This window comes from Microbispora sp. ATCC PTA-5024 (genome assembly GCF_000511135.2).
Taxonomy (GTDB): Bacteria; Actinomycetota; Actinomycetes; order Streptosporangiales; family Streptosporangiaceae; genus Microbispora; species Microbispora corallina.
The window spans coordinates 251098-276409 of record NZ_KI866524.1 but is presented as its reverse complement, the minus strand read 5'-3'; the positions used below and the strand labels follow the sequence as shown (position 1 = coordinate 276409).

General features: G+C 70.8%; 25 protein-coding genes. 17 read left to right on the top strand and 8 right to left on the bottom strand.

Going from position 1 to position 25312, the window contains the following annotated elements:
- Positions 1-69 precede the first annotated feature (69 nt).
- Genes MPTA5024_RS41150 through MPTA5024_RS21985 form a run of 3 tightly spaced genes read left to right on the top strand, consistent with a single transcriptional unit; the run spans position 70 to position 722 of the window.
- Positions 70-216: a hypothetical protein gene (locus MPTA5024_RS41150; RefSeq protein WP_157099643.1), complete on the top strand. Its 147-nt coding sequence runs from the start codon at positions 70-72 to the stop codon at positions 214-216.
- Positions 217-226: 10 nt separating this feature from the next.
- Positions 227-454 (top strand): DUF6158 family protein, encoded by a 228-nt coding sequence (locus tag MPTA5024_RS21990; protein WP_036327533.1) that lies wholly within the window; start codon positions 227-229, stop codon positions 452-454.
- A complete protein-coding gene (locus MPTA5024_RS21985) occupies positions 447-722 on the top strand; it encodes a hypothetical protein (protein ID WP_036327532.1) in 276 nt (91 codons plus the stop codon). Before MPTA5024_RS21990 ends, MPTA5024_RS21985 begins: the two co-directional genes overlap by 8 nt.
- A gap of 69 nt (positions 723-791) precedes the next feature.
- Here MPTA5024_RS21985 and MPTA5024_RS21980 read toward each other — a convergent pair whose 3' ends face one another.
- Complete coding sequence (locus MPTA5024_RS21980) at positions 792-1166, bottom strand: hypothetical protein (protein WP_036327530.1); 375 nt, start codon at positions 1164-1166, stop codon at positions 792-794.
- A gap of 147 nt (positions 1167-1313) precedes the next feature.
- Here MPTA5024_RS21980 and MPTA5024_RS21975 point away from each other — a divergent pair, with 147 nt between their 5' ends.
- The 7 genes from MPTA5024_RS21975 to MPTA5024_RS21940 all read left to right on the top strand — a co-directional run bounded on the left by MPTA5024_RS21975 (position 1314) and on the right by MPTA5024_RS21940 (position 11126).
- Positions 1314-2306 (top strand): LacI family DNA-binding transcriptional regulator, encoded by a 993-nt coding sequence (locus tag MPTA5024_RS21975; RefSeq protein WP_036327528.1) that lies wholly within the window; start codon positions 1314-1316, stop codon positions 2304-2306.
- 537 nt (positions 2307-2843) lie between these two features.
- The gene (locus MPTA5024_RS21965; RefSeq protein WP_036327524.1) at positions 2844-3857 is read left to right on the top strand and encodes a LacI family DNA-binding transcriptional regulator; all 1014 of its coding nucleotides are present in this window, start codon (positions 2844-2846) and stop codon (positions 3855-3857) included.
- 208 nt (positions 3858-4065) lie between these two features.
- Entirely contained in the window at positions 4066-5451 is a 1386-nt protein-coding gene (locus MPTA5024_RS21960; RefSeq protein ID WP_232326591.1) for an extracellular solute-binding protein, read from the top strand.
- Positions 5452-5539: 88 nt separating this feature from the next.
- Positions 5540-6466, top strand: a complete 927-nt coding sequence (locus MPTA5024_RS21955) for a carbohydrate ABC transporter permease (protein WP_036327519.1) — start codon at positions 5540-5542, stop codon at positions 6464-6466.
- An 11-nt stretch (positions 6467-6477) separates the two neighbouring features.
- On the top strand, positions 6478-7461 hold the full coding sequence (locus MPTA5024_RS21950) for a carbohydrate ABC transporter permease (RefSeq protein WP_084369908.1): 984 nt from the start codon (positions 6478-6480) through the stop codon (positions 7459-7461).
- 30 nt (positions 7462-7491) lie between these two features.
- Complete coding sequence (locus MPTA5024_RS21945; RefSeq protein WP_051458503.1) at positions 7492-9075, top strand: glycoside hydrolase family 13 protein; 1584 nt, start codon at positions 7492-7494, stop codon at positions 9073-9075.
- 23 nt (positions 9076-9098) lie between these two features.
- Positions 9099-11126, top strand: coding sequence for a glycosyl hydrolase family 28-related protein (locus tag MPTA5024_RS21940; RefSeq protein WP_036327517.1), 2028 nt, complete (start codon positions 9099-9101; stop codon positions 11124-11126).
- A gap of 94 nt (positions 11127-11220) precedes the next feature.
- Here MPTA5024_RS21940 and MPTA5024_RS21935 read toward each other — a convergent pair whose 3' ends face one another.
- From MPTA5024_RS21935 to MPTA5024_RS21930, 3 genes are all read right to left on the bottom strand, one after another.
- Positions 11221-11421 (bottom strand): DUF397 domain-containing protein, encoded by a 201-nt coding sequence (locus tag MPTA5024_RS21935; protein WP_036327516.1) that lies wholly within the window; start codon positions 11419-11421, stop codon positions 11221-11223.
- A 116-nt stretch (positions 11422-11537) separates the two neighbouring features.
- Entirely contained in the window at positions 11538-11768 is a 231-nt protein-coding gene (locus tag MPTA5024_RS39870) for a DUF397 domain-containing protein (protein ID WP_084369907.1), read from the bottom strand.
- Positions 11769-11793: 25 nt separating this feature from the next.
- Positions 11794-12681 (bottom strand): helix-turn-helix domain-containing protein, encoded by an 888-nt coding sequence (locus MPTA5024_RS21930; protein WP_051458502.1) that lies wholly within the window; start codon positions 12679-12681, stop codon positions 11794-11796.
- A 345-nt stretch (positions 12682-13026) separates the two neighbouring features.
- Here MPTA5024_RS21930 and MPTA5024_RS21925 point away from each other — a divergent pair, with 345 nt between their 5' ends.
- Positions 13027-13305 carry a hypothetical protein gene (locus MPTA5024_RS21925; protein WP_036327515.1) on the top strand — a complete coding sequence of 93 codons (279 nt, stop codon included), beginning with the start codon at positions 13027-13029 and terminating at the stop codon, positions 13303-13305.
- Entirely contained in the window at positions 13302-13904 is a 603-nt protein-coding gene (locus MPTA5024_RS21920; protein ID WP_157099642.1) for a hypothetical protein, read from the top strand. Before MPTA5024_RS21925 ends, MPTA5024_RS21920 begins: the two co-directional genes overlap by 4 nt.
- A 14-nt stretch (positions 13905-13918) precedes the next feature.
- Here the strand turns inward: MPTA5024_RS21920 and mscL are convergent, their stop codons facing one another.
- Positions 13919-14347, bottom strand: a complete 429-nt coding sequence (gene mscL / locus MPTA5024_RS21915) for a large conductance mechanosensitive channel protein MscL (RefSeq protein ID WP_036327512.1) — start codon at positions 14345-14347, stop codon at positions 13919-13921.
- A gap of 148 nt (positions 14348-14495) precedes the next feature.
- Between mscL and MPTA5024_RS21910 the strand changes: the two genes are divergently transcribed.
- Complete coding sequence (locus MPTA5024_RS21910) at positions 14496-16073, top strand: beta-N-acetylhexosaminidase (protein WP_036327510.1); 1578 nt, start codon at positions 14496-14498, stop codon at positions 16071-16073.
- 205 nt (positions 16074-16278) lie between these two features.
- Positions 16279-18747, top strand: a complete 2469-nt coding sequence (locus MPTA5024_RS21905) for a PQQ-dependent sugar dehydrogenase (RefSeq protein WP_084369906.1) — start codon at positions 16279-16281, stop codon at positions 18745-18747.
- A 181-nt stretch (positions 18748-18928) separates the two neighbouring features.
- Here the strand turns inward: MPTA5024_RS21905 and MPTA5024_RS21900 are convergent, their stop codons facing one another.
- Complete coding sequence (locus MPTA5024_RS21900) at positions 18929-20383, bottom strand: serine/threonine-protein kinase (RefSeq protein WP_036327508.1); 1455 nt, start codon at positions 20381-20383, stop codon at positions 18929-18931.
- Positions 20370-21374 (bottom strand): LacI family DNA-binding transcriptional regulator, encoded by a 1005-nt coding sequence (locus MPTA5024_RS21895; RefSeq protein ID WP_036327506.1) that lies wholly within the window; start codon positions 21372-21374, stop codon positions 20370-20372. The genes MPTA5024_RS21900 and MPTA5024_RS21895 overlap by 14 nt, the downstream gene beginning before the upstream one ends.
- A 510-nt stretch (positions 21375-21884) precedes the next feature.
- Between MPTA5024_RS21895 and MPTA5024_RS21890 the strand changes: the two genes are divergently transcribed.
- On the top strand, positions 21885-22556 hold the full coding sequence (locus MPTA5024_RS21890; RefSeq protein WP_157099641.1) for a DUF305 domain-containing protein: 672 nt from the start codon (positions 21885-21887) through the stop codon (positions 22554-22556).
- A 13-nt stretch (positions 22557-22569) separates the two neighbouring features.
- On the opposite strand, the gene MPTA5024_RS21885 is transcribed toward MPTA5024_RS21890, so the two are convergent.
- Positions 22570-23166, bottom strand: a complete 597-nt coding sequence (locus MPTA5024_RS21885) for a hypothetical protein (protein WP_036327501.1) — start codon at positions 23164-23166, stop codon at positions 22570-22572.
- A gap of 115 nt (positions 23167-23281) precedes the next feature.
- Between MPTA5024_RS21885 and MPTA5024_RS21880 the strand changes: the two genes are divergently transcribed.
- Both MPTA5024_RS21880 and MPTA5024_RS21875 read left to right on the top strand, forming a co-directional pair.
- Positions 23282-23965 (top strand): response regulator transcription factor, encoded by a 684-nt coding sequence (locus tag MPTA5024_RS21880; RefSeq protein ID WP_036327499.1) that lies wholly within the window; start codon positions 23282-23284, stop codon positions 23963-23965.
- Positions 23966-24014: 49 nt separating this feature from the next.
- The coding region (locus tag MPTA5024_RS21875) for an ATP-binding protein (RefSeq protein ID WP_051458653.1) at positions 24015-25312 on the top strand (1298 nt) is incomplete at its 3' end.

Below are 25312 nucleotides of genomic sequence, written 5' to 3'. Positions count from 1 at the left end.
GCTCAGAGAGGCCTCACGGGCCGTCCGCGCCGGATGAATGGGTCCACCGGCAGCGGGCAGGAGACCCGCATGAGGACAGAGGACGGCCGTTACATCGACACCGACGACGAGCCGGACTTCGCGGGGGAGCACGCTCCCTCGGCGACCGACCCGCCGAACGCGGAACCCGATGACAAGAGCCCCGACGAGCGATGGGAAAAGCCGACCGAGGCGTGAGGAGAACGTGATGACGATGGGGGTCGACCCGGCTGAGCTGGGCGACGAGGACCTGTTCCGCGAGCTGCGCCACCTGCACGAGACCCGTACGGACACGCTCTTCCACGGCTCGGACGACGCGCTTGAGCGGCACACCTCGCGGACCGAGGAACTGGAGGGGGAGTACCTGAAGCGCTTCCCGGAGCGTCACGTGGACCCCGAGCGGCTGCGCGAGGGCGCAAGGCTGCGCGATGCGTGACGACGGCGCGAGGCCCGCGGAGGGCAGGGCCGAGGAGAGCCTCGGCGACGCCCAGGAGATGTCGTCCCGGGAGATGACCGTGTACGAGGCGGTCGCCACGCTCAACGTGGACGAGCGCCCCGCGACGGTCTCCGAGATCGCGGGGATGACCGAGCTGCCGGAGGACGACGTGCGCCAGGCGCTCGGCGGCCTCGCCGACGGCGGACGGCTGGTCCGCGACGGCGAGGCCTACAAGCTCGGCGCCCACGACTGGGGGCTCGACTACTGACGGCGGCGGGGCGGGGCCGGCGGGCGCCCGCCCCACACGCGCGTGACGAACCGGGGGCGCGCTTGCGCGTCAGGAGCAGGCGGCGGCCAGGTCCTGCGTGGCCTGGGTGGCCTTGGTGGCGAACTGGCTGAGCTTCGCCGCCGCCCCCGGGTCCGAGACGTCGATCTTGAACGACGCCCACGAGTCGGCCATGCCGGCCAGCGCGGTCTTGAGGTCGCCGTCGGCCTTGCCCGACAGGTCCTTCAGCTTCGCCGCGAGGTCCTTGGTCGCCGTGTTGATGCCGTCGATGTTCCCCGCCGACGCGCCGGCCTTGCTGCTGTAGTCGGTGAACGCCTGGGTCGCCTCCTGGCACACCGAAGCCTGGGCGCTGCCCCCGCAGGCGGCGGTCAGGGTGAGAAGGGCGGACGCCGCGGCGACGACGAGGGAGCTCTTGAGGATGTTCATGATGCCTTCCTGGTGATCTGTGACGCCGCTGACGTTAGGGACGTCTGCTTGCGGATCACTTTCACGGCGCTTACAGAGCGGGATCCCCGATGGGAACGGCGATCGAGCGCCGCTGGCGACGGTCCGCGCCGTCGTATGCTTGCGCCCATGACGCGACGGCTTGCAGAGGTTGCGAAGAAGGTCGGGGTCAGCGAGGCCACGGTGAGTCGCGTCCTCAACGGCAAGGCGGGGGTCTCCGAGGCCACCCGTGAGGCCGTGCTGACGGCCCTGGACGTGCTCGGGTACGAGCGGCCCACCCAGCTGCGCGGGGAACGGGCCCGCCTGGTGGGCCTGGTGCTCCCCGAGCTGCAGAACCCGATCTTCCCCGCGTTCGCCGAGGTGGTCGGCGGCGCCCTGGCCCAGCAGGGGTTCACGCCCGTCCTGTGCACCCGCACGGTCGGCGGGATCTCCGAGGCCGACTACGTCGACCTGCTCCTGCAGCAGCAGGTGTCCGGCGTCGTGTTCGCCGGCGGCCTCTACACCCAGACCGGTGTGGTCCACGAGCACTACCTGCGCCTGGTGGAGCGCCGCCTGCCGACGGTGCTGGTGAACGCGGCGGCCGACCACTGGGAGTTCCCGCGGGTCTCCTGCGACGACAAGATCGCCGTCGAGCAGGCCCTCGGGCACCTGCGCGCCCTGGGCCACGAGCGCATCGGGCTGATCGTCGGCCCGCCCGACCACATGCCGTCCATCCGGAAGCTGGAGGCGTTCCGCGCGGCCGGCGGCGAGCAGGTCGAGCACACCATGCACTCGCTGGAGGGCGGCCACGCCGCGGCGCTCAAGTTCGTCCGCCAGGGCGTGACCGGTCTGATCTGCGGCAGCGACCCGCTCGCGCTGGGGGCGATCCGCGCCGCCCGCCGCGCGGGCCGCCGGGTGCCGGACGACGTGTCGGTGGTCGGCTACGACGACTCCGCGCTGATGACCTGCGTGGACCCGCCTCTGACGACGGTGCGCCAGCCCATCGAGGCGATGGGCCGGGCCGCGGTCGAGCTCCTGCTGAGCCAGATGGAGGGCGCCGCGGTCGCCACCGGCGAGCTGCTGTTCGAGCCCGAGCTCGTGGTGCGCTCCTCCACCGGCCGGGTCGGCGTCGCGGTGAGCTGAGCCCGTCCCATGCTTGAGGGCGAGCCCGGAGGAGGAGGCGTCCACTCCTCCTCCGGGTGTCCCGTTCCGGTCCGGGCGTGACGACGACGCGTACGCCTCGGACTCGGAGACCTGCCCGCGGGCCGGCCGGTGGTGCGGTGAAGGTCAGACCCGGCTGTCGCGCGGGCGCGGTGACGGCGGCGTGGTCCCGGAGGACTCGGGTGCCCGTGGGCAGGCGGACGTCGCGGCGACGGCGGCTCCGGATCGTCTCATGGAGGCCCTTTCGCAGGAGGATCCGAGAGATGCGGCGTGACGCGGGACCGCCACATCTCTGACTGGGCGAGTGGCCCACACGATAAGTTGGCGAACAACCAACTGCAATATTTCGACGAGAAGTCGTAAGATAACGCCCGTGTCACGACCAGCCCTCGTCCCAGTTGACGCTGTCGTGGACCGGTCCCTGCCGCGGCGAGATTCCTCGGCTGCCGGGACGACGTCCACCGACCCTGAGCGCAAGCCGATGAAATCTCTTGCGCTATTTGTCGTATAGTTGCGCCCATGACACGACGGCTTGCGGAAGTAGCCAAGAAGGTGGGCGTGAGCGAGGCGACGGTGAGTCGCGTCCTCAACGGCAAGCCGGGCGTCTCCGACGCCACCCGGGAGGCGGTGCTCACGGCCCTCGACGTGCTCGGGTACGAGCGCCCCACCCAGCTGCGAGGCGACCGCGGACGGCTCGTCGGCCTCGTCCTCCCCGAGCTGCAGAACCCGATCTTCCCGGCCTTCGCCGAGGTGGTCGGCGGCGCCCTCGCGCAGCAGGGGTTCACCTCGGTGCTGTGCACCCGCACGGTCGGCGGCGTCTCCGAGGCCGACTACGTCGACCTGCTGCTCCAGCAGCACGTGTCGGGGATGGTCTTCGCGGGCGGCCTGTACGCCCAGGGGGACGCCTCGCACAGCCACTACGAGCGGGTGCTGGAGCGCAAGCTGCCCATCGTCCTGGTCAACGCCGCGGTCGAGCACCTCGGCTTCCCGCAGGTGTCCTGCGACGACGTGGCGGCCTCCGAGATCGCGCTCGCCCACCTGCTGGCCCTCGGCCACACGCAGGTGGCGCTCCTGCTCGGCCCCCCCGACCACGTGCCGTCGCAGCGCAAGCTCGCCGCCTTCCGCGCGTACGCGCGGGCCAACGGCGTGGAGCTGCCGGCCGACCACGTCGAGCACACGATGTTCTCGCTGGAGGGAGGCCACGCGGCGGCCGCCCGCATGGTCCGCCGGGGGATCACCGGCATCATCTGCGCGAGCGACGTGCTCGCGCTGGGGGCCATCCGGGCCGCCCGCAGGGCCGGCCTCTCGGTGCCCGAGGACGTCTCGGTCATCGGATACGACGACTCTGCCCTGATGAACTGCACCGACCCGCCCCTCACGACCGTGCGGCAGCCGATCGACGCCATGGGCCGGGCCGCGGTCGAGCTCCTCGTGGCGCAGATCGACGCCGCCGTCGTCCCCGGTGACGAGCTGCTCTTCGAGCCGGAGCTGGTCGTCCGGGCGTCCACCGCGCCGGCTCCCAGGAAGGTGTGACCGTTTCCTGCTGGACACCCGCCCGGCTGCGAGATCTCATGTCAGTGACACACCCGTAACTGTCACTTTTTTGCACAGTGCATGACGAACTATTGCTCCCACATGCATGCCTCTGTATGTTTCTCGCAACCGAGCGGATCGGGGCGCTCCAGCCGGCCCCGGGACGCGTGCTCCAACGGGTCGTGGTGCGCGGTTCCAGAAGGGAACGATGATGAAAGCCCAGAAGCTCTCGATACTGCTGGTCTCGGGACTCACCCTCGCGGCCGCGGCCGCCTGCGGCTCCGACGACAGCGGTAGCGGTGGCAGCAAGACCAGTGCGGCACCCGGCGGCGCCGCAGGGCCGGTCTCTATCTCGATCAACTGTGAGCCGCCGAAGACGAACAAGGCGCAGCGCGCGACCTTCGAAGAGGACGTGGCGGCCTTCCAGAAGCTGAACCCCAACATCAAGATCGAGAAGGTCACCGACGCCTTCCCCTGCTACGACCCGAAGACCTTCGAGCCCAAGCTCGCCAGTGGCGACCTGGAGACGGTCTTCTATGTCAACTTCCCCAACGTGGGCCGCCTCATCGCGAGCGGGCAGGCCGCGGACATCACGCCGTACGTCAACGACGTCAAGACGTTCGCGGACTACAACAACGAGATCGACATGTTCAAGAAGGACGGCAAGGTCTACGGCCTGCCGACCGACGGCTACGGCATGGGTCTCGTCTACAACAAGGCGGTCTTCACCAAGGCCGGCCTCGACCCGAACAACCCGCCCAAGACCTGGGCCGAGGTGCAGGCCGCCGCGAAGAAGATCGCGGGGCTCGGCCAGGGGTACGTCGGGTACGGCGAGTACAGCGGAAACAACGTCGGCGGCTGGCACTTCACCGCCTCCATCTACGGCCGCGGCGGCTCGGTCATCAGCGACGACGGCAAGAAGGCCGCCTTCAACAGCCCCGAGGGCAAGGCCGTGCTGCAGAACCTCCAGCAGATGCGCTGGGTCGACAACAGCATGGGCTCCCAGCTCTACATCGAGTGGCCGGCCCTGATGAAGGCCATGGCCGGCGGCAAGATGGGCATGATGCTGGGCGCGCCCGACGTGCTCATCTCGCTGCGCAACGACTTCGGCGGCAAGTTCGAGAACTACGCCATCACCGCGCAGCCCGAGGCCAAGGCCCTGTTCAACGGCGGCGCCGGCTACATGATCAACCCGAAGGCCACGCCGGAGCAGATCAAGGCCGGCCTCAAGTGGATCGAGTACGAGTTCCTCACCCCCGGCAAGGGCCAGCTCGACTACGTGCGGGCCAAGGGCCAGGGCCTGACCGTCGGCCAGCCCTACCCGGACCTGTACCGCCCGGACACCCCCTCCGGCCAGGCGGTCGACCAGCTGCGCAAGGACAACGCCAACATCGACGCGACCCAGTTCGCCGGATGGGTGGAGGGCTCCAAGGGCATCCCGCCGAAGGCGGAGCCGGGGCCGTACGCGCAGGAGATCTACGCGATCCTCGACACCCCGATGTCGGCCGTCCTCACGAGGAAGGACGCCAACGTCGACCAGCTCCTGTCCGACGCGGAGGCGAAGGTCAACTCGCTGCTGGCCTCCAAGGGCTGACCGTTCGATAATCCGGGGCGCCGTGCCGTGACCGAAACCCCGCGCGCGGCCGGCGCCCCGGCAATCACGTCGAGATCGGAACACAACGATGACCACAGCGAGCATCCCGGTGACGAGCGGCGGCAGGCGGCGGGAGCCGACCAGGCTGCGCCGCCTCGTCCAGCGGAACGTGACCGCGTACGGCTTCCTGTGCGGCGCCCTGATCTGTTTCGCGTTCTTCTCCTGGTATCCGATGATCCGGGAGGTCATCCTCAGCTTCCAGAAGACGAACTTCGTGGACCCGCCGAAGTGGGTGGGGCTGGCGAACTTCCGTACCATCGTCAACGACCCGGCCTTCGGGCCGGCGTGGGTCAACACGGCGCTGTTCACCGTGCTCGCCCTGCTGTGCGGCTACGGAGTCCCGTTCGTCACGGCGATCGTCCTCAACGAGCTGCGGCACGCGCGCGCCTATCTGCGCTTCGTCGTCTACCTTCCGGTGATGCTGCCGCCGGCCGTGAGCGTCCTGCTGTTCCAGTGGTTCTACAACCCCGACTACGGGCTGTTCAACCAGGTCCTCGGCTTCGTCCACCTGCCGGGACTGCAGTGGCTCAACTCGACGAGCACGGCGCTGATCTCGCTGGTCATCGTCTCCACGTGGATGAACATGGGCAGCGGCACGCTGATCTACCTCGCCGCCCTGCAGACCATTCCGAGCGAGCTCTACGAGGCCGCCGAGCTCGACGGCGCCGGCCTGTTCAAGCGGATCCGGCACGTGACGATCCCGCAGACCAGGCTGATCCTGCTGGTGATGCTCCTGCTGCAGATCGTCGCGACCATGCAGGTGTTCATCGAGCCGTACCTGCTCACCGGCGGCGGTCCCGAGAACGCCACGGTCAGCGTCGTCTACCTCATGTACCAGTACGCCTTCAACTTCGGCAACCTCAACGCCGGCAACGCGCTCGGCCTGATGCTCATGATCGTGCTCATGGTGTTCTCCGCGATCTACCTGCGCGTCTCGCGCGACAACACGGTGTGAGGGGAGCGTCCATGTCCAACGTCACGGTCATGCCGGGCCGCCCGGCCGGCACCTCGCCCACGCCCGCGGGCGGGGACCACCGGAGACGCCCGCGCCGGCGGCCCCGCAAGCCCATCAACACGCAGTTCCGCACCGCCGTCTCGCCGCACCAGCTCAACACGACCCGTGGCCGGATCGTCTACTGGATCGTCCTGGTGGTCGTGGTGGTCAGCTTCACCGCCGCGTTCGTCTTCCCGCTGTACTGGATGATCACGGGCGCGATGAAGACCACGGAGGAGCTCAACTCGATCCCGCCGACGTTCCTGCCGGAGCACTTCTCGTTCGACGGCTACCTGCAGGCGTGGGATCTGCTCGACCTGGGCACGCTGCTCGGCAACACCGCGATCTACGCGGGCGGCGCCTGGCTGCTGACGCTCGCGGTCGACGTCTCCGCGGCCTACGCCCTGTCGAAGCTCCGCCCGGCGTTCGGCAAGGTCGTCCTGGCGCTGATGCTGTCGACGCTGATGATCCCGCCCATGGTCATCATGCTCCCGGCGTACCTGACGGTGAAGGACGTGCCGTTCTTCCACTGGAACCTGCTCAACACCCCCTGGGCGATCTGGCTGCCGGCCGCGGCGAACGGCTTCAACGTCTTCCTGCTCAAGCGCTTCTTCGACTCGATCCCGCGGGAGCTGCTCGAAGCCGCCGAGATCGACGGCGCGTCGCCGCTCCGCATCCTGTGGTCGGTGGTGATGCCGATCTCCCGGCCCATCCTCGGCGTGGTGTCCATCCTGACCGTCGTGAACGTGTGGCGGGACTTCGTCTGGCCGCTGCTGGTGCTGCCCGACAGCGAGAAGATGTCCGTGAGCATCGGCATCGCCTCGCTCTCCTCGCAGATGCCGCAGAACGTCCTGGTCGCCTCCCTGGTGATCGCGAGCATCCCGACCATCGTCGTGTTCTTCCTGTTCCAGCGGCACATCATGGCGGGCCTCACCGCCGGAAGCCTCAAGGGCTGACCCCTTCACCCGTAAGGAGTTGTATTCAGCATGCCCGGCAGCACGCCCCCGGGGACGACCCCGGACCGCGGATGGTGGCGAGGGGCGGCGATCTACCAGGTCTACCTGCGCAGCTTCGCCGACGGCAACGGCGACGGGACGGGAGACCTGGCAGGCCTCCGGTCGCGTCTGCAGTACCTGGCCGACCTCGGTGTGGACGCCATCTGGCTCAACCCCTGGTACCCCTCGCCCATGGCCGACGGCGGCTACGACGTCGCCGACTACCGCAGCATCGAGCCCGTGTTCGGCACGCTCGCCGAGGCGGAGAAGCTGATCGAGGAGGCCCACGACCTGGGCATCCGCACGATCGTGGACGTCGTCCCGAACCACGCCTCCGACCAGCACGCCTGGTTCCGTGAGGCGCTGGCGGCCGGTCCCGGTTCGGAGGCCCGGGAGCGGTTCTGGTTCCGGCCCGGCGTCGGCGACGGCCCCCCGAACGGCTGGCAGTCGATCTTCGGCGGCCCCGCCTGGACGCAGGTCCCGGACGGCGAGTGGTACCTGCACCTGTTCGCGCCCGAGCAGCCCGACTTCAACTGGAACAACCCCGCCGTGCGCGAGGAGTTCCTCGACGTCCTGCGCTTCTGGTTCGACCGGGGCGTGGACGGCGTCCGCATCGACTCGGCGGCCGTCCTGGTCAAGGACCTCGACAGCGTCGAGGAGTCCTACACCGACCACGACGGCGTCCACGACATCTACCGCGAGTGGCGGCGGGTGTCCGACTCGTACGGCGGGCGGATCCTCATCGGCGAGGTGTGGCTGCCCGACCAGGACCGGTTCGCCAACTACCTGCGCGCCGACGAGCTCCACACCGCGTTCAACTTCGACTTCCTGTCGAGCGCGTGGGAGCCGGCCGCGCTGCGGGCCAGCATCGACCTCACGCTCGCCACGCACCTGTCGCTCGACGCGCCCGCCACCTGGGTGCTGTCCAACCACGACGTCGCCCGTCCCGTCACCCGGTACGGCCGGGCCGTCACGTCCTGGGACAACGCCGACCGCCGGGACGGGATGCCCTCCGATCTGGAGCTCGGCCGCCGGCGGGCGCGGGCCGCGGCCCTGCTCGCCATGGCCCTGCCGGGCAGCGTCTACGTGTACCAGGGGGAGGAGCTCGGCCTGAACGAGGTCGAGGACATCCCCGAGGAGCTCATCGACGACCCCATGTGGGAGCGTTCCGGGCACACGGTCCGCGGCCGCGACGGCTGCCGCGTGCCCCTGCCGTGGTCGGGCGACGAGCCGCCGTTCGGGTACAGCACCGGCACCCCCTGGCTGCCCCAGCCCGCCTCCTGGCGGGACCTGACGGTCGAGGCGCAGCAGGAGGACCCCGAGTCCATGCTCCGCCTGTACCGGTCGGCCCTGCGACTGCGCCGCCGCCTGCTCGGCGACGGCACGATCGCCTGGCTGCCCCTCGGCGACGAGGTGCTGGCCTTCGTCCGCGACTCGGGGCTGATCTGCGTGGTCAACCTCGGCTCCGCCCCCGTCGACCTTCCGGCGCACGACTCCGTCCTGCTGGCCAGCGGCCCGCTGGCCGACGGGCGGCTCCCCTCCGACACCGCTGTCTGGCTCACCCCCCTGTCCTGACGTCCTCCGAAGGCGGTCGATCCATGAAGAAAGCCCTGTTAGCCGTGGCGTTGGCCGCCACCGGACTCGTCGTACTGCAGGCCCCGGCGTCCGCCGCCGTCCACCCGGGCGACCGGGTGACGGGGGCGGGCGCCGCGAGCCCCGCCGTGACCCGCGCCGCCCTCGACCCGGCGCTCGTCGCGGGCCGGGGCGCGAGCGTCGACTTCGCCGAGCAGGAGGCGGAGAAGGCGGCCACGAACGGCGCGGTCATCGGCCCGGACCGCACGGCGTACACGCTCCCGGCGGAGGCGTCCGGCCGGTCGGCGGTCAAGCTGACTCCGGGGCAGTACGTCGAGTTCACGCTGCCGAGCGCGGCCAACGCGATCACCGTGCGCTACAGCATTCCCGACGCCCCGAACGGCGGCGGCATCACGGCTCCGCTGGACGTGACGGTCAACGGGCGCGACCGCGCGACGATGACCCTCACGTCGCAGTACGCCTGGCTGTACAACCAGTATCCGTTCTCGAACGACCCGGACGCCGGGCTGCTCCACCCCGACTGGTGGATCACCGAGTGCTCGTGCGTGCCCAACGCCACCACCCCGGCCCCGGCGATCACCACGCCGTTCCGGCCGAGCCACTTCTACGACGAGCAGCGCCTGCTGCTGGGACACACCTACCGGGCCGGCGACAAGGTGCGGCTGACCGTCCCCTCCGGCAGCAAGGCCGCCTGGACGGTCGTCGACCTGCTCGACTCCCAGCTCGTCGGCCCGCCGAAGGTGAACGTCCTCGCGGCCAACGTGCTGGCGTTCGGCGCCGACCCACTCGGCAGGCGTGACTCCGCCGACGCGTTCGACAAGGCCATCGCGTTCGCCAAGCGGGCCCACCTCAAGGTGTACGTCCCGCCGGGCACCTATCAGGTCAACCGGCACATCATCGTCGACAGGGTGACGATCGAGGGCGCCGGCAACTGGTACACGATCATCAAGGGCCGCCAGGTCGACCTGCCAACGCCCGCCCCCGACGGCTCGGTCCACACCGGCGTCGGCTTCTACGGCAAGGACGCCTCGGCCGGCGGCAGCACCGACGTCCACCTGTCCGGCTTCGCGATCGAGGGCGACGTCCGCGAGCGCGTCGACACCGACCAGGTGAACGGCGTCGGCGGCGCGATGAGCGACTCGACCGTCGACGGCCTCTACATCCATCACACCAAGGTGGGCCTGTGGTTCGACGGCCCGATGAAGAACACCAGGATCACCAACAATGTCGTCGCCGACCAGATCGCCGACGGCCTCAACTTCCACACCGGCGTCACCGGCTCGGTCGTGTCGAACAACTTCATCCGCAACACGGGCGACGACGCCCTCGCCATGTGGTCGGAGAAGACCGCGGACGCGGGCAACACGTTCGACCACAACACCATCCAGACGCCCGTCCTCGCCAACGGCATCGCGATCTACGGCGGCGCGGACAACACGATCTCCGGGAACCTCGTCGCCGACCCGATCCGCGAGGGCAGCGCCATCCACGCCGGCACCCGGTTCGGCGCCGAGCCGTTCACCGGGACACTCGCCATCAAGGACAACACCACGGTCCGGGCCGGCACGTTCGAGCTGAACTGGAAGATCGGCCTCGGCGCCATCTGGCTCTACGCGCTCGAGAAGAGCATGGACGCGAACGTCCAGGTGACCGGGGACGACTTCCTCGACAACACCTACAACGCGATCATGCTGGTCAGCGACTTCGGGGTGAAGGACCTGTACTCGATCACCAACGTCCACTTCAAGGACATCAAGGTGGACGGCACGGGCACCTCGGTCGTCAGCGCCCGCGTGAAGGGCTCGGCGTCCTTCCAGAACGTGGACGCCCGCAACGTCGGCGCGGTCGGCGTCAACAACTGCGGATCGTTCAACTTCCCGCCCACCGGGTCGGAGTTCTCCCTCCAGGACCTCGGCGGCAACGACGGCGGCGGCACCACCGGCCCCTGGCTGGCCGCATGGGAGCTGCCCAACACCATCACCTGCGACGACCGCCCGCCGGTGGTCGCGCCCCCGGCCCCGTCCCCCTGGTAGGCCCAAGGGGCTGACCACTCCCCCCTAAGCCAGAGGGCTTCCCCGGTGTCCACATCCACCCGGGGAAGCCCTCTTTCACATGCTCACCGGCGCCTCACGCCCGATCGAACCGGCCATCCTTCACGCCCTGGACGAACGCGTCCCACTCGTCAGTCGTGAACGTCAGCATGGGACCGGTTCCACCGTCCTTGCCATCGCGCACGCCGACCCAGCCGTCCTGGTACGCCACCTCGACGCAGTTGCCTCCGTTGCAATGCGAGTGCCAAGCCACGCCAGTGAACGTCGGTTGCACCATGTGCGCTGCCTCCAGCTGTCGGCATGCCGCGATCCGCGGCAAGATCCTGCGCCATGGTGATTTTAACCGTTCACGTATCGTCAAGCCATCAGTGCTTCGGCGGCGTGCTACGCCTGTTACTTCTGTGGCGGAAGCGGCAGATCGTACAGACCGGCTTTTGCCTGTCGCAGGAAGGTTCGCCACTGGGGGAGCGTGAACTCGAGAATCGGGCTGTCGCCGACTTTCGTATCCCGCATCGCCACCCTCTCACCCGGAAACTCGGCAACCGCCACACAGTTTCCGTTGGCGCAGTTTCGGGCGGTTCGCCATATGACCTCGACAGGATTCTGTCGTAGGATTTCGTTCATGGGTCCTCGATGGTTTCTGTGATATTTAGGACGGGAAATTCTTGTCGCAGACCTCGACGATGCGTGACACTGACTCTTGTGGACTCAGTGCCACGGCGCTGAGGTAGCGGATGGCTTCCCTGTAGGGTTCGAGATGTTCAGGCTTCTCCAGGTAGTCCATCGAAGTGAGTCCTTCGATGAAGACCACCGCGGGAATGCTCGAGTCTGGACTCTCCAAGAACGCGAACGAGTTGTCCAGCCCCATGTACGCGCCCGCCGAGAACGGGATCACCTGGACGACGACGTTGGACTGCTCCGAAGTTTTGACAATATCGAGGAGTTGTCGGCGCATCAGGTGCGGATTTCCAACCTGTCGATGGAGAGCCGCGTCGTCGATGAGGGTCCAGTAATTGGGCGCATCCTTGCGGCGTAACAACTCCTTGCGTTTCATCCGAGCTTCCACGCGACTGGTCAGCACGCTCTCTTCTATGCGAGGAAGCATGCCTTTGATCAGAGCGCGTGCGTACTCCTCCGTCTGCAGGAGCCCGGGTAGAAAAGAGCACTGAAATTCGGTGATCGAGGATGCGTCGTCTTCGAGCTCGATGTAGGGATAGACGACGTCGTCGCCGAGATTGCCAAGCTGATGACGGAGGCCAGGCTCCTTGGCTTGGCGGGCAAGGGCCATGAGGGCGTCGATCCGCGCTTGGTCGGTCACCCCGTAGAGCCGGCACAGATCACGGACGTCCCGGAGGCTTACACCTCGCTGCCCCGTCTCGAGCCGGGAGATCTTTGCGGCCGAGACCATCAACTCGCCCGCGACGTCCTCGATCGTCATCCCTGTCGCCCGCCGCAGCGCGCGCAGGGCGTTGGCGAGTTCGCGGCGGCGCAGAGTAAGAGGGGAGCTCGGCACGGTGTCCACCTCTTCCGTTGCCATGCGCTCGACGTGACGCTGAGTAATCCCCGAAGCAGGGACCGATCATAACAGCGCCCTGGGCCGAGCTGCGGCAAGAACCTCCGGCAATTTTCGATTGGCAATTGCCACCTGGGCGTTGCCAACGGCAAAGAGTGGGTATGAACTAGACATAAGCCTCAACGTGGCGGCTTCCCCGGCCGGTTCCCGGAAGGAGGCGACGTCTCAGGGCCCTTGGGTCTCGGCCCCTCCAAAACACCGCTGGGCCGATGGTGGCACATCGACCCAGCGAGAAGACCACCCGACCTGCTGCACAGCAAGGGATGACCCATGAACTCTAACCGTAATCGTCCCCCAACGGGATTACGGATGCGCATCGTCGCCCTGCTCTGGAGAATCAGTGAGGCGGCGTTCGCCGAGGTGGACGCCTTCGCCTGGGTTCAGGGCTGGCAGATCACCCGGACGTGGCACACCCACTCGTACCGCGACAGGCGGTTCGACGCGCTGATCTCCTGCCGGGCCTGCGCGGCGACCGGGCGCAGCCCGACCGACCGGCCATGCGGGGAGTGCCGGGGCACCGGGCGGGTCAACCTCAAGGAACCCCCGATCACCCGGCGTCCCGAGCAGCCTTCGGGAGGCCGCCCATGAGGCACATGCTCCGGCGCAACGGCAACCTCGTCCTGCGGGTCCTCGAGAGCGAGTTGGCCCCCGTGGCCAGGCCGGGGCCGTTCGTCCTGCTGTGGCGGTGGCGCTACGAGGCCGCGCTCCTGGCGGGCGGGCCGGCGGTCGTCGTCCTCGCCGTACGGACGGTGGGGTGGGCCCCCACGATCGCGGCGGGGGCCGTGACGGCCCTGGCCGTGGTCGTCTGGCCGCAGGCCCGGCGGGAGGTGGAGGGGCGTTTCTGGTGCGTCGTCACCCCCCACCGGGTGCGGAAGGCGTGCGCCGAGGCGATGATCGTCACTCGCCGGGGGAAGCTGCCGATGATCCTGTGGACCAGGCCCGAGTCGTTCGGCGAGCGGCTGTGGGTCTGGTGCCGGGCGGGGATCAGCCCGGGCGACCTCCAGCAGGCGCACGACGTCATCGCCGCGGCCTGCTGGCTGGCGAAGGGCGTCCGTGTCCTCCGCCATCCCCGCCGCGCCTCGCTCGTGATCGTCGACGTGATCCGGCGGGACGAGCACCCGGCGCCGGAGGAGCCGGCGCCGGGGGACACCTGGGAGCGGTCCTCCACGTGGTTCTGGCGGCAGTGAGGGGCGGTGAACGATCAGGCCGGCGGCCTGTCGGCGGCGGGGACGGTGGACAGCTCGACCGTGCAGAAGGCGCAGCGACGGGCGGCGACGGGGATGTCGCTGAGGCACTCGGGGCACGTCTTCTCCGTGGCCTCCTTCTTGCTGTCGAACAGTCTGAGGACGCGGGTCATGGGGAGCACGACCAGCCAGTAGACGACCGCGGCCACGATGGCGAACGTCAGCAGGTGGTTGACGAAGTCGCCGTACCTGAACACCGAGCCGTTCAGGGTGAACTTGTAGCTCGAGAAGTCCGGCTGGCGGCCACCGGTGATGGCGCCGATGAGGGGGGTGATGAGGTCGCCGACCAGGGCCTGGATGAGATTGCTGAAGGTGGCGCCGACGACCACGGCGACGGCGAGCTCCACGAGGTTGCCGCGCAGGAGGAACTTCTTGAATCCGCTCATGGGGCAACGACCTATCCCGTTTGACCCTGCCTATGCAAGGGGGTGTCCACACCCGGGGGAGGGCTTGACGCGCGGAGGCGGGGAGCCTACGGTCTGGCTGCGAAAGTAAAGTTTCCTAATTATCCCCCGAGCAGCTAGGGGTGCCGTCGTGACCCGACGCCTCACCGCCGTCCTCGCCTCGGCGGCGCTGATCACCCTCTCGTGCGCCCAGCCCTCCATCGCCGCGGAGGGATCGCCGCAGACGCGGACGTCCGCCGTGAACGTTCCCGGACTGGTGCCCGAGCCCGTCTCCGTCCAGGCCGGCGGCGGGACGTACCAGATCACGGCGGCCACGCGGATCGTCGTGCCGACCGGGGACGGCTTCCGGGCGGCCTCCGCACTGGCGGCCGTGCTGCGCCGGTCGACCGGGTTCCCGCTGCCGATCGTCAGAAGCGGAACCGGCATCGTGCTCGACGCGGGCGGCGGCGTGGGGCACGGCGACGAGGGGTACCGCCTGACCGTCTCCACGGACGGCGTCCTGATCAGGGCGGACTCGGGGGAGGGGCTCTTCCGGGGGGTGCAGACCCTCCGCCAGCTGCTGCCCGCCGCCGTGGAGAGCCGGACGCGGCAGCCGGGGCCGTGGAAGGTCGCCGGCGTCGAGATCGAGGACTACCCCCGCTTCGCCTACCGGGGCGCGATGCTGGACGTGGCCCGCCATTTCTTCGACGTCGGCGAGGTCAAGCGGTACATCGACCTCGCGGTCGCCTACAAGGTCAACGTGCTCCACCTGCACCTGAGCGACGACCAGGGCTGGCGGATCGCGATCAAGAGCTGGCCCCGCCTGGCGGCGGTCGGCGGGCGGACGGCCGTCGACGGGGACCCGGGCGGCTACTACACGCAGGCCGAGTACAAGGACATCGTGCGGTACGCCCGGGAGCGGTACGTCACGGTGGTGCCTGAGATCGACACGCCCGGCCACACCAACGCCGCGCTGGCGTCGTACGCGAAGCTGAACTGCGACGGGAAGGCGAGGGAGCCGTACACGGGGACCGACGTCGGCTTCAGCTCCCTGTGCACGGGCAAGGAGATCACCTACCGGTTCCTCGGCGACGTCGTCAGGGAGCTGGCGAAGATCACGCCCGGGCCGTACATCGACCTCGGCGGCGACGAGGCGCAGAGCACCGAGCACGCGGACTACGTCGCGTTCATCGACCGGGTCCAGAAGATCGTGCACAAGTACGGCAAGAGCCTGATGGGCTGGGAGGAGATCGCCGGCGCCCACGTGAGCCCCGACTCGGTGGCCGAGCACTGGAACCCGGTCACCGGCACCCAGGAGGGCACGGAGAACGCCCGCGAGGCGGCGGCGAAGGGCGTGAAGCTGGTGATGGCGCCGGCCGACCACGCGTACCTGGACATGAAGTACACCGCGTCGACGCCGCTCGGGCAGGACTGGGCGGGGCTGGTCGAGGCGCGCGACTCCTACGACTGGGACCCGGCCCGGCTGATCACCGGCGTGGGGGAGGACGACGTCCTCGGCGTCGAGGCGCCGATCTGGACGGAGACGCTGCGCAAGCCGGCCGACCTGGAGTTCATGGCCTACCCCCGGCTGCCCGGCATCGCCGAGATCGGCTGGTCGCCCGCGTCGAGCCACTCCTGGGCCGACTACCGCACCCGCGTCGCCGCCCAGGGCCCGCGCTGGACCGCCGCCTCGGTGGACTTCTACCGGTCGCCTCAGATCCCGTTCTGAGCGCCGGACCCCGCCCCGGTACGGCCTGCCGTACCGGGGCTGGCGCATGCCGTGGCCTGCGCGAACGGCGGAAAATTGGGCCTTGACCGGGATGCCGGGTGCCACTTCCATTGCTCTAGTTAGGAACCTTTCCTAACTCGCATCGGATCACGCCGGCCCCGCGCCCTCGCAGACAGGCGCGCGACGGGCCCGGCAGAGAGGGCACATGGTGACACCTCGCACCCTCCGACGGCCCCTGGTCCTGCTGGCCTCGCTCGCCGCGCTGGCCGGCGTCCACCTCGTCGTCCTCGCCGGGCCCGCCGCGGCGGCCAGCCGGTATGAGGCCGAGAACGCCACGATCTCCCAGGGCGTGGTGGAGTCGAACCACACGGGCTTCTCCGGGACCGGATTCGTCAACGGCGACAACGTCGCCGGCAGCTACACGCAGTTCACCTTCACGGCGGCGACCGCGGGCGCGGCGACGCTCGTCCTCCGGTACGCCAACGGGACCGGGGCGGCCCGCACGGCGGACGTCGCGGTCGACGGGACGGTCGTGGCGGCCGGCCGCTCGTTCGCCGCCACGGCCGACTGGGACACCTGGGCGAGCGCGACGTTCACGGCCGACGTGGCCGCGGGCTCCCACACGCTCCGGATCACCGCGACCGGCTCCGGGGGCAACCCGAACCTCGACTACCTGGACGTCACGGTGGCCGCTCCCTCCACGGTGTACCAGGCGGAGAACGCGACGCTGTCGCAGGCCGACGTGGCCACCAACCACACGGGCTACACGGGCGGCGGGTTCGTCGACTACGTGAACACGACCGGCGGCTACATCGAGTGGAACGTCACCGCCGCCTCGGCGGGCGCCGCCACGGTGACCCTGCGGTACGCCAACGGGACGTCGATCGACCGCCCGTTAGCGCTCACGGTCAACGGCGCGGCGGCGGGCACCCGGTCCTACCCGGCGACGGCGAACTGGGACACCTGGGCCGACGACGCGTTCACGGTCAACCTGGCCGCCGGGGCGAACACGATCAGGGCCACGGCGACCACGGCCAACGGCGGCCCGAACGTCGACAAGATCACGATCTCGGTGGCCGGCGGCGGCGACACCCAGCCGCCCACGACGCCGGGCACCCCGTCGTGCGGCGCGATCACCACCACCGGCCTGACCCTGAGCTGGGGCGCCTCGACCGACAACGTGGGCGTGGTGGCGTACGACATCTACAACGACGGCAACAAGCTCGCCGAGGCGCCGGGCAGCCAGACCTCGACGGCGCTGACGGGCTTCACGCCGAACACCCAGTACCGCCTGTCGGTCTTCGGCCGCGACGCCGCCGGCAACGTGTCGATCGGCAGCCAGACCGTCGCCTGCACCACCCTGGCCGCCACGGACGGCCAGGCGCCCACCGCGCCGTCCGGGCTGACCGGTTCGAACGTGACGGCCAACAGCGTCAGGCTGGCGTGGACGGGGTCCACCGACAACGTGGGGGTCACCTCCTACGAGGTGCGCAGCGGCGACTCGGTCTACGCGACCGTCACCGGCACGCCGCCGGCGACCTCGGCGACCGTCACCGGGCTCGCCTGCGCCTCGCCGTACACGCTGGCCGTGGTGGCCCTGGACGCGGCGGGCAACGTCTCCGCGGCGAGCAACGCGGTCAGCTTCACGACCTCGGCCTGCGGAAGCTCGGACGGCGGCGTGCCGTCGAGCGTCAGCACGATCTCCTCGGGCTGGACGATCCCGTGGGGGCTGTACTGGATGCCCGACGGGCAGTCGGCGCTGGCCACCGAACGGGACGACAAGGTGACCTCGGGACAGTTCAAGGTCTTCAAGGTCTCGCTCACCGGCGCGCGGACCCAGGTCGGCACCGTGCCCAACGTCGTGACGACCGGGGGCGAGGGCGGCCTGCTCGGCGTGGCCGTCGACCCGAACTGGGCCTCCAACCACTACGTGTACTTCTTCCACACGGCCTCGGAGGGCAACCGGATCGTCCGGATGACCTACAACGGCACCTCGCTGAGCGGCTACACGATCCTGGTCCAGGGGATCAAGAAGAACAAGTACCACAACGGCGGCCGGCTGGCCTTCGGCCCCGACGGCTACCTGTACGCCTCCACCGGCGACGCCCAGACGTCGAGCCTCGCGCAGGACACGACCTCGCTGAACGGCAAGATCCTCCGGATGAGGACCGATGGCACCCCGGCGCCGGGCAACCCGTTCGGGACCCTCGTCTACAGCTACGGCCACCGCAACCCGCAGGGGCTGGCCTTCGACCGCAACGGCCGCCTGTGGGAGGCCGAGTTCGGCAACAGCCAGTACGACGAGCTCAACCTGATCAAGCCGGGCGCCAACTACGGCTGGCCGACCTGTGAGGGCACCTGCAGCGTCTCCGGCATGACCAACCCCAAGAAGACCTGGCCGGTCGACCAGGCCTCGCCCAGCGGCATCGCCATCGTCCGCAACGTGATCTACATGGCGGCGCTGCGCGGCGAGCGGCTCTGGCGCATCCCCATCAGCGGCGACACCGAGAACGTCGGCACGGCGACGGCCTACTACGTCGGCACCTACGGGCGCCTGCGGACCGTCGTCAAGGTTCCCGGCGCCGACCAGCTGTGGCTGACCACGACCAACTGCGACAACAACGGCAACGCCGCGAACGGGTCCGACAAGGTCTTCCGGATCTCGATCACCTGACGCGGCCGTCCCCCGGTCCCGGCACGCCTGGCCGTACGGGACCGGGGGCCCGCACCTGCGCGTTTTCACGCGTGGACGGAGCTCGTCGCGGGGTGGACGGGATGACACACGGGCGCTGCCGCCGGTTCTCCGGCGGCAGCGTAACAATGTTTCGGTAGCGCGTCTGGGAGCGCTCCCACTATTATGTGCCGCTCGCTTGGGCGAGAGCCGTCTCCACCTTCGTGAGGGCCGCGTCGAGCTCCTGCTTCAGCACCGCGGGGAGCCGTCCCTCGCCGTAGCGCACCGTCAGCTTGTCCCGGACCCCGGCGACGCCCTGACCGTTCGCGACCGCGTTGCGCAGCACCTGCTTCAGGTCGAGCGCCACGTCCGCGTCGATGTCGTGCGTGGCCTCCGCGCCGTCCACCAGGGTGGCGAAGCGGGTGAGCGCCGCGTCAAGGGCGACCGGCGCCGCCGCCGTGGCCAGCGGCAACGTCGAGACGTCCGGCCTGCGTGCCGCGGAGGGCGCCTTCGCCGCCACGCCGCGCCGCTCGTGGCGGATCGCGCGGGTGGGGTGAGGGGTGGGCGTCCCGGACGCGTAGCCGGACGAGGAGCCGGAGCCCATGCCGGGGTCGGCGACCGCCTCGACCCGGGGGACCGCCGGAGTGATCACCGGCTGCGCCGTCTCGGCGATGGGCGACGGGCTGGGCAGCGCGACGGCGCGGTTCCCGCCCAGGTCACCGGCGTTCTGGGCGAACCACAGCAGGGCGCCGATGGCGACCGCGCCGACGGCGGCGGCCCCCCAGCCGGCCCCACGGGGCCCGGGCGGCCGCCCGCCCGACGAGAGCGCCGCCGCGACCGCCCGCGCGCTCGGCCGGTCGGCCGGGTCGGTGGCCAGGCAGCGGCGGCAGACGTCGGCCACCTCCTGTGGGAGGCCGGGCACCCCCTGGGGGCTGGGCGGGGGACCCTCGCGCCGGGCCGCCTCGATCGCCTCCCAGGTGGTCTCCGGGTACGGCGGGGCGCCGGTCAGCATCTCGAACAGCAGCACGCCGAGGGCGTACACGTCCACGGCCGGGTCCGCCGTCGTCCCCTTGAGCCGTTCGGGGGCGACGTACGGCGGGGTGCCGAAGTCGGCCACCACCTGGTCGTCCGCGTCGCCGGTGAACGCGGCGATCCCGAAGTCGAGCAGCTTGGGGCCGTCGGCGGCCAGCAGGACGTTCTCCGGCGTCACGTCGCGGTGGACGATGCCGCGGTCGTGGGCCGCCGCGAGGACCTCGGCCACCCCGGCCGCGATGGCCACCGCCTCGGGCCACGGCAACGGCCCCTGCACGATCCGGTCCGCCAGGGGCCGGCCCTCCAGCAGGCGCATCACCACGAACGCCGCGAGCCGGCCGCCGTGGGTGACGGTCTCGCCGTAGTCGTACACCTCGATGGCGTCGGGGTGGATGAGCCTGGCGGTGGCCCTGGCCTCCCGGCGGATCAGCTCCCGGCCGGGGTTCTCGTCGTCGAGCGAGCCGTCCAGGACCTTGATCGCGACCATCCGCTGGAGCGACTGGTCGAAGGCGCGCCAGATGACCGACATCCCGCCCGTCGCGATCCGCTCCTTGAGCTGGTAGCGACGGGTCAGGACGTCGCCTTCTTTGAGCTCAGGCCGATTCACGAACCACCAGTTCCGTGGGCAGCACGGGATTGCCCTTGGGCTTGTCCTCGTCGCCCAGCGCCATGAGCAGCAGACGGGCGGCGAGGGTGGCCATCTCCTCCACGGGCTGGCGGACCGTGGTCAACGGCGGCGAGGTGTGCCGGGCGACCGGGGCGTCGTCGTAGCCGATCACGGCCACGTCGTCGGGCACCTTGCGGCCGGCGCGCCGCAGCGTCTGCATGGCCCCGGCCGCCATCACGTCAGACGCCGCGAACACGGCGTCGAGGTGCGGCGCCCGCTGGAGCAGCCACTGCATGGCGTGCGCTCCCGACGCGTGGGTGAAGTCGCCGTACGCCACCGGCATGTCGAGCACGCCGGCGTCGCGGAGCGTCTGCCGGAAGCCCTCCAGCCGGTCACGGGCGGCCGGCAGCGTGGGCGGCCCGGCGATCGTCGCGATGGCCCTGCGGTTGTTGAGCAGCAGGTGTTCGGCCGCCTGCCGGCCGCCGTCGAGGTTGTCCATGTCGACGAACGGCAGGTCGATGCCGTCCGGCGGCCGGCCGGCGCAGCGCACCGGTATGCCGGACGCGGCCAGCGTGACCGCGAGCGGATGCCGGGCCCGCGCGCCGACCAGGAGGACGGCGTCCGCGGCGCCCGCGACCAGCGGCGGGGCGGCGATCGAGGCGGTGGCGGGGGTCGCCGTCATCAGGACCAGCGGGACCCCGTGACTCGCGAGGACCTCCTCGCAGGCCGACAGCAGCCGCGCGTAGAAGGGCTCGCTGAACAGGCGTGGACTGTGCTCGCAGACGACGGCCGCGATGATCTGCTCGGCCCGCCTGCCGGCCGAGCCCCGGGGGGCCCGGCGCCGGACGTAGCCCAGGCGCGACATCGCGTCGTGGACCTGCCGGCGGGTCGATGTGGTCACGCGTACCGAGCCGGTCAGGACCCGGGAAGCTGTTGCCGGGGAGACGCCGGCTGCGGCGGCTACCTCTGCGAGGGTGGGAAGATCGGCCATCCGGTCTCCTCGGCCCGAAGGTTCACACGGCTTGGGAGCGCTCCCAAGCGAAAGTATCACTGTTTCGCTCGTGTCAACAGAGGTTTCCTCGGTGTGAAACCTTTCGTAGAGTTTCATGGCCCAAGCGCACGGTTGGAGGCTAGAGCACGTCTCCCGCGCAGCGGAACCGGAAGTCTAGATTTACTAGGTGAATAATCCCATTATGTCGGGAAATAGCTTTGTTTTTCCGGTGTGATCGCTATCATCCGGGCCGGGAGTGAAGGCCGCCTCGGGCGCGCGGCGCGGCGGTAGGGTCCTGGTCTGAGGGATCACCCGGAGAGTGGGCGCACCATCTTCGACCTGCGGTCCCTCGGGTACGGGCACCCGCGCCGACGGCCGGCCCCGCCCGTTCCCAACTCGGCTCGAACGTGCTCGGTCTCGGGGGTTCCCGGCCGCGCCGGGGCCGTCCCCGCCAGAACCGGAAAGGCGCAACAAGTGACGAAACCCCTCCGCCGGACCCTTCCGACCGGTGTGACGAGCACGTTAACCGGCGTGCTCGCGATCGCCCTGCTGGCCGGCTGCGGCGGCTCGGACGGGAAGGACGCCGCCGCCCCACCGGCGTCCCCTTCGGCCGCAGTCTCCGCCGCTCCCTCGGAGGCCGTGACGTCCCCCGTCCAGGAGACGCCGGTCCAGGAGACGCCGGCGGCCGGTGCCACGACTCCCGGCGCGGCGGCTCCCGAGACGCCGGCCGCCGGGTACAACGCCGCGGACGTCTCGTTCGCCCGGATGGTGATCCCCCACCACCTCCAGGCCATCGACATGGCGACGCTCGCGCAGACGCACGCGATGGACCCCTGGATCAGGGACCTGGCGTCCCGCGTCATCGACGCGCAGGACCCCGAGATCCGCACGCTCAAGGGCTGGCTCGACAAGTGGGGGGAGGAGCCGCTGCCGCGCGACCACCGGATGCCGGGGATGCAGTCGCCCGCGGAGATCGCGGCGCTCGCCAAGGCGTCGGGCAGCGCGTTCGACAAGATGTTCGTCACGATGATGATCGAGCACCACGGCGGGGCGATCAGGCTCGCCGACGCCGAGCAGGCCCGCGGCGTGTACGCGGACGCCAAGCAGATGGCCGCCTCGATCTCGGCCACCCAGGCCGCCGAGGTGAAGGAGATGCGCTCCTACCTCGCCAAGCTCAAGTGAGCGAGGGCCGGGCTCAGTTCTCGTAGGTGTCCAGGCGCGGCGGCAGGGCGTTCCAGGTGCAGAACGCGGACGACTCGTGGGGCGCCTGGAGGAAGGCGACCCTGAGCCAGCTGTCGGTCTCCCAGACCCTGACCTCGTAGCCGTCGTTCGGCGTCGCGGTCACCACCCGGCAGTCCCTGGCGGTGACCGCGATCGTCGCCCGGCCGCCCTTGAGCGTGAAGGTGTGCAGCGTCTCGCCGCTCGCGGCCGCCTTCGCGGTGGGCGGGGCGGCCGTACGGGACGGGCGCGGAGTCGCCGGGCGCCGCGCGCTCCTGACGGGAGAGGGGGACGGGCGGCCGCCCGGGCGCACGGACGGCGTCGGGCGGACCGGAGGTGGGGACGGAGACGGGGGCCCCACGGGCTCCTCCGTCGCCCGGTTCGCGGCCGGCGTCCCGATGGCCGTGACCCCGGCGCCCGGGGGGCTCGCCGCGGCGACGGCGACGAGCGGGGCGAGGGGCGCCTCGTCGAGCACCGCGCTGCGCAGCACGTCGCGCACGCCCAGCCACGAGACGCCGACGGCGAGCGCGGTCGCCCCGCACCAGGCGAGTGTGTAGCCGAGAGCCCTTCTCATCGGCCGCTCACTCTAGTGGTCCCTGTGATCATCCGCCGGGGACATCGGCGGACAAAGCGCGCTTGCCTTGGCAAAGCGGTACGAGCCGTGGTGCGTCCGTGTACGTTTCTGGGCCATGGCGACCGTTCTGCTGGTGGAGGACGACGAGTTCGTCCGTTCCGCGATCATCCGCGACCTGACCGGCCGGAGCCATGTCGTCCGCAGCGCGGGCCGCGCGCTCGACGCGCTGCGGGAGGTCGCGCATTCGGCTCCCGACGTGGTCGTGCTCGACCTCGGGCTGCCCGACCTCGACGGCGCGGAGGCGCTCAAGATGCTGCGGGCGATCTCCGATGTGCCGGTGATCGTGGCCACGGCCCGGGACAACGAGGCCGAGATCGTCCGGCTGCTGCGGGACGGCGCGGACGACTACCTGGTCAAGCCGTTCTCCGGCGACCACCTGAACGCCCGGCTGGAGGCCGTGCTGCGCAGGGCCAGGGCGGCGGCGCCGTCGCGGGTCGTCCGGGTGGGCGGCCTCGTCGTCGACGCGGACCGCAGGGAGGCCCGCCTCGACGGGACCGCGCTCGACCTCACCCGGCGGGAGTTCGACCTGCTCGCCTACCTGTGCGCCCGGCCGGACCGGGTGGTCTCCCGCAAGGAGTTGCTGACCGAGGTCTGGCGGCAGTCGTACGGCGACGACCAGACGATCGACGTCCACCTGTCGTGGCTGCGCCGCAAGCTGGGGGAGAGCGCGTCGCGGCCCCGCTACCTGCACACCGTCCGGGGGGTCGGCGTCCGGCTCAGCGCTCCCGGCGCGCCGTGACCGCCGTACGCCGCGGGCGGCGGCCGGGCGGGGAGAGACGGGGAGGGCCGTGAGGCGGAGCCTGGCCCTGGTGGCGGTGGCGGTCACCGCGATGGTGGCGCTGGCCTTCCTCATCCCGCTGGCCGTGGCCGTGAAGGAGATCGCGGAGACCCGGGCGCTCGCGGACGCCGAGCGGCAGGCGGGCACGATCGTCCCCGCCCTCGTCGTGACCGACGACGCCGTCGCGCTCGAGCGCGCGCTGGCCAGCACGCCCGCCGGCACCGACCGCATCGCCGTCCACCTGCCGGGCGGCGCCACCGTCGGCTCGTCGCGGGTCTCGCCGGCCGACGTGGCGGGGGCGTGGGAGCGCTCGCGGACCGTGCCGGTGCGCGACGGGTACGTGCTGCTCAGGCCGGTGGCCCTGGAGGGGTCGCGCCGCGCCGTGGTCGAGGTGTACGCCCCGGGGGACGACGCCTCCCGTGGCGTCACCACGTCCTGGGCGGTGCTGACGGGTGTGGCGCTCACCCTGGTCGTGGGCTCGGTCGTGGTGGCCGACCGCCTGGGGGCGAGGGTCGTGCGGGCCGCGCGGCGGCTCGGCGACGCGGCCGCGTCGCTCGGAGCGGGCGACCTGAGCGTGCGCATCACGCCCGACGGCCCGCCGGAGCTGGTGGCGGCGGGCAGGGCCTTCAACACGATGGCCGACCAGGTGGCCGGGCTGCTCGCGGCGGAACGGGAGCTGGCCGCCGATCTGTCCCACCGGCTGCGGACGCCGCTGACGGCGCTGCGGCTCAACCTCGGGGGCGGGACGGGCCCGGAGGCCGAGGAGCGGCGGCTCGCGATCGACCGGCTGGAGCGGGCGGTCGACGAGATCATCGAGGCGGCCCGGCGGCCGTCCCGCCCGGCGCAGGCCCGCTGCGACGCGGCCGAGGTGCTGCGGGAGCGGCTGTCGTTCTGGTCGGCGCTGGCCGAGGACCAGGACCGGCCCTGGCAGCTGGTGGGGGCCGACGCGCCCAGCCCCGTGCCGGTGGCCGCGGCCGAGCTGGGGGCGGCCGTCGACGTGCTGCTCGGCAACGTGTTCCGGCACACCCCGCACGGGGCGGCCTTCCGCGTCACCCTGCACCAGGGGACCGGCATGGTGGGCGTCCTCGTCGCCGACGCCGGGCCGGGCATCGCCGACCCGGAGGGCGCCCTCAGGCGCGGGCACAGCGGCGCGGGCTCGACGGGGCTCGGCCTGGACATCGCCCGCCGTCTCGCCGAGTCCACCGGCGGCGGCGTGCGCATCGAGCCCTCCTCGCTCGGCGGGACGGGCGTCGGACTCTGGCTGAGGACCGACGGCCGCGCCGCCGGCCCGCGCCGCGGCCTGCTGCG

Excerpts from the sequence above, each read along its gene's own strand:
- MPTA5024_RS21975 (WP_036327528.1), top strand. The coding sequence starts at position 1,314 with ATGACGCGACGGCTTGCAGAGGTTGCGAAGAAGGTCGGGGTCAGCGAG.
- MPTA5024_RS21965 (WP_036327524.1), top strand. The coding sequence starts at position 2,844 with ATGACACGACGGCTTGCGGAAGTAGCCAAGAAGGTGGGCGTGAGCGAG.
- MPTA5024_RS21980 (WP_036327530.1), bottom strand. The coding sequence starts at position 1,166 with ATGAACATCCTCAAGAGCTCCCTCGTCGTCGCCGCGGCGTCCGCCCTT.
- MPTA5024_RS21945 (WP_051458503.1), top strand. The coding sequence starts at position 7,492 with ATGCCCGGCAGCACGCCCCCGGGGACGACCCCGGACCGCGGATGGTGG.
- MPTA5024_RS21940 (WP_036327517.1), top strand. The coding sequence starts at position 9,099 with ATGAAGAAAGCCCTGTTAGCCGTGGCGTTGGCCGCCACCGGACTCGTC.
- MPTA5024_RS21905 (WP_084369906.1), top strand. The coding sequence starts at position 16,279 with ATGGTGACACCTCGCACCCTCCGACGGCCCCTGGTCCTGCTGGCCTCG.
- MPTA5024_RS21920 (WP_157099642.1), top strand. The coding sequence starts at position 13,302 with ATGAGGCACATGCTCCGGCGCAACGGCAACCTCGTCCTGCGGGTCCTC.
- MPTA5024_RS21955 (WP_036327519.1), top strand. The coding sequence starts at position 5,540 with ATGACCACAGCGAGCATCCCGGTGACGAGCGGCGGCAGGCGGCGGGAG.
- MPTA5024_RS21895 (WP_036327506.1), bottom strand. The coding sequence starts at position 21,374 with ATGGCCGATCTTCCCACCCTCGCAGAGGTAGCCGCCGCAGCCGGCGTC.
- mscL (WP_036327512.1), bottom strand. The coding sequence starts at position 14,347 with ATGAGCGGATTCAAGAAGTTCCTCCTGCGCGGCAACCTCGTGGAGCTC.
- MPTA5024_RS21925 (WP_036327515.1), top strand. The coding sequence starts at position 13,027 with ATGCGCATCGTCGCCCTGCTCTGGAGAATCAGTGAGGCGGCGTTCGCC.
- MPTA5024_RS21935 (WP_036327516.1), bottom strand. The coding sequence starts at position 11,421 with ATGGTGCAACCGACGTTCACTGGCGTGGCTTGGCACTCGCATTGCAAC.
- MPTA5024_RS41150 (WP_157099643.1), top strand. The coding sequence starts at position 70 with ATGAGGACAGAGGACGGCCGTTACATCGACACCGACGACGAGCCGGAC.
- MPTA5024_RS21990 (WP_036327533.1), top strand. The coding sequence starts at position 227 with ATGACGATGGGGGTCGACCCGGCTGAGCTGGGCGACGAGGACCTGTTC.
- MPTA5024_RS21985 (WP_036327532.1), top strand. The coding sequence starts at position 447 with ATGCGTGACGACGGCGCGAGGCCCGCGGAGGGCAGGGCCGAGGAGAGC.
- MPTA5024_RS21930 (WP_051458502.1), bottom strand. The coding sequence starts at position 12,681 with ATGGCAACGGAAGAGGTGGACACCGTGCCGAGCTCCCCTCTTACTCTG.
- MPTA5024_RS21885 (WP_036327501.1), bottom strand. The coding sequence starts at position 23,166 with ATGAGAAGGGCTCTCGGCTACACACTCGCCTGGTGCGGGGCGACCGCG.
- MPTA5024_RS21950 (WP_084369908.1), top strand. The coding sequence starts at position 6,478 with ATGTCCAACGTCACGGTCATGCCGGGCCGCCCGGCCGGCACCTCGCCC.
- MPTA5024_RS39870 (WP_084369907.1), bottom strand. The coding sequence starts at position 11,768 with ATGAACGAAATCCTACGACAGAATCCTGTCGAGGTCATATGGCGAACC.
- MPTA5024_RS21960 (WP_232326591.1), top strand. The coding sequence starts at position 4,066 with ATGATGAAAGCCCAGAAGCTCTCGATACTGCTGGTCTCGGGACTCACC.
- MPTA5024_RS21880 (WP_036327499.1), top strand. The coding sequence starts at position 23,282 with ATGGCGACCGTTCTGCTGGTGGAGGACGACGAGTTCGTCCGTTCCGCG.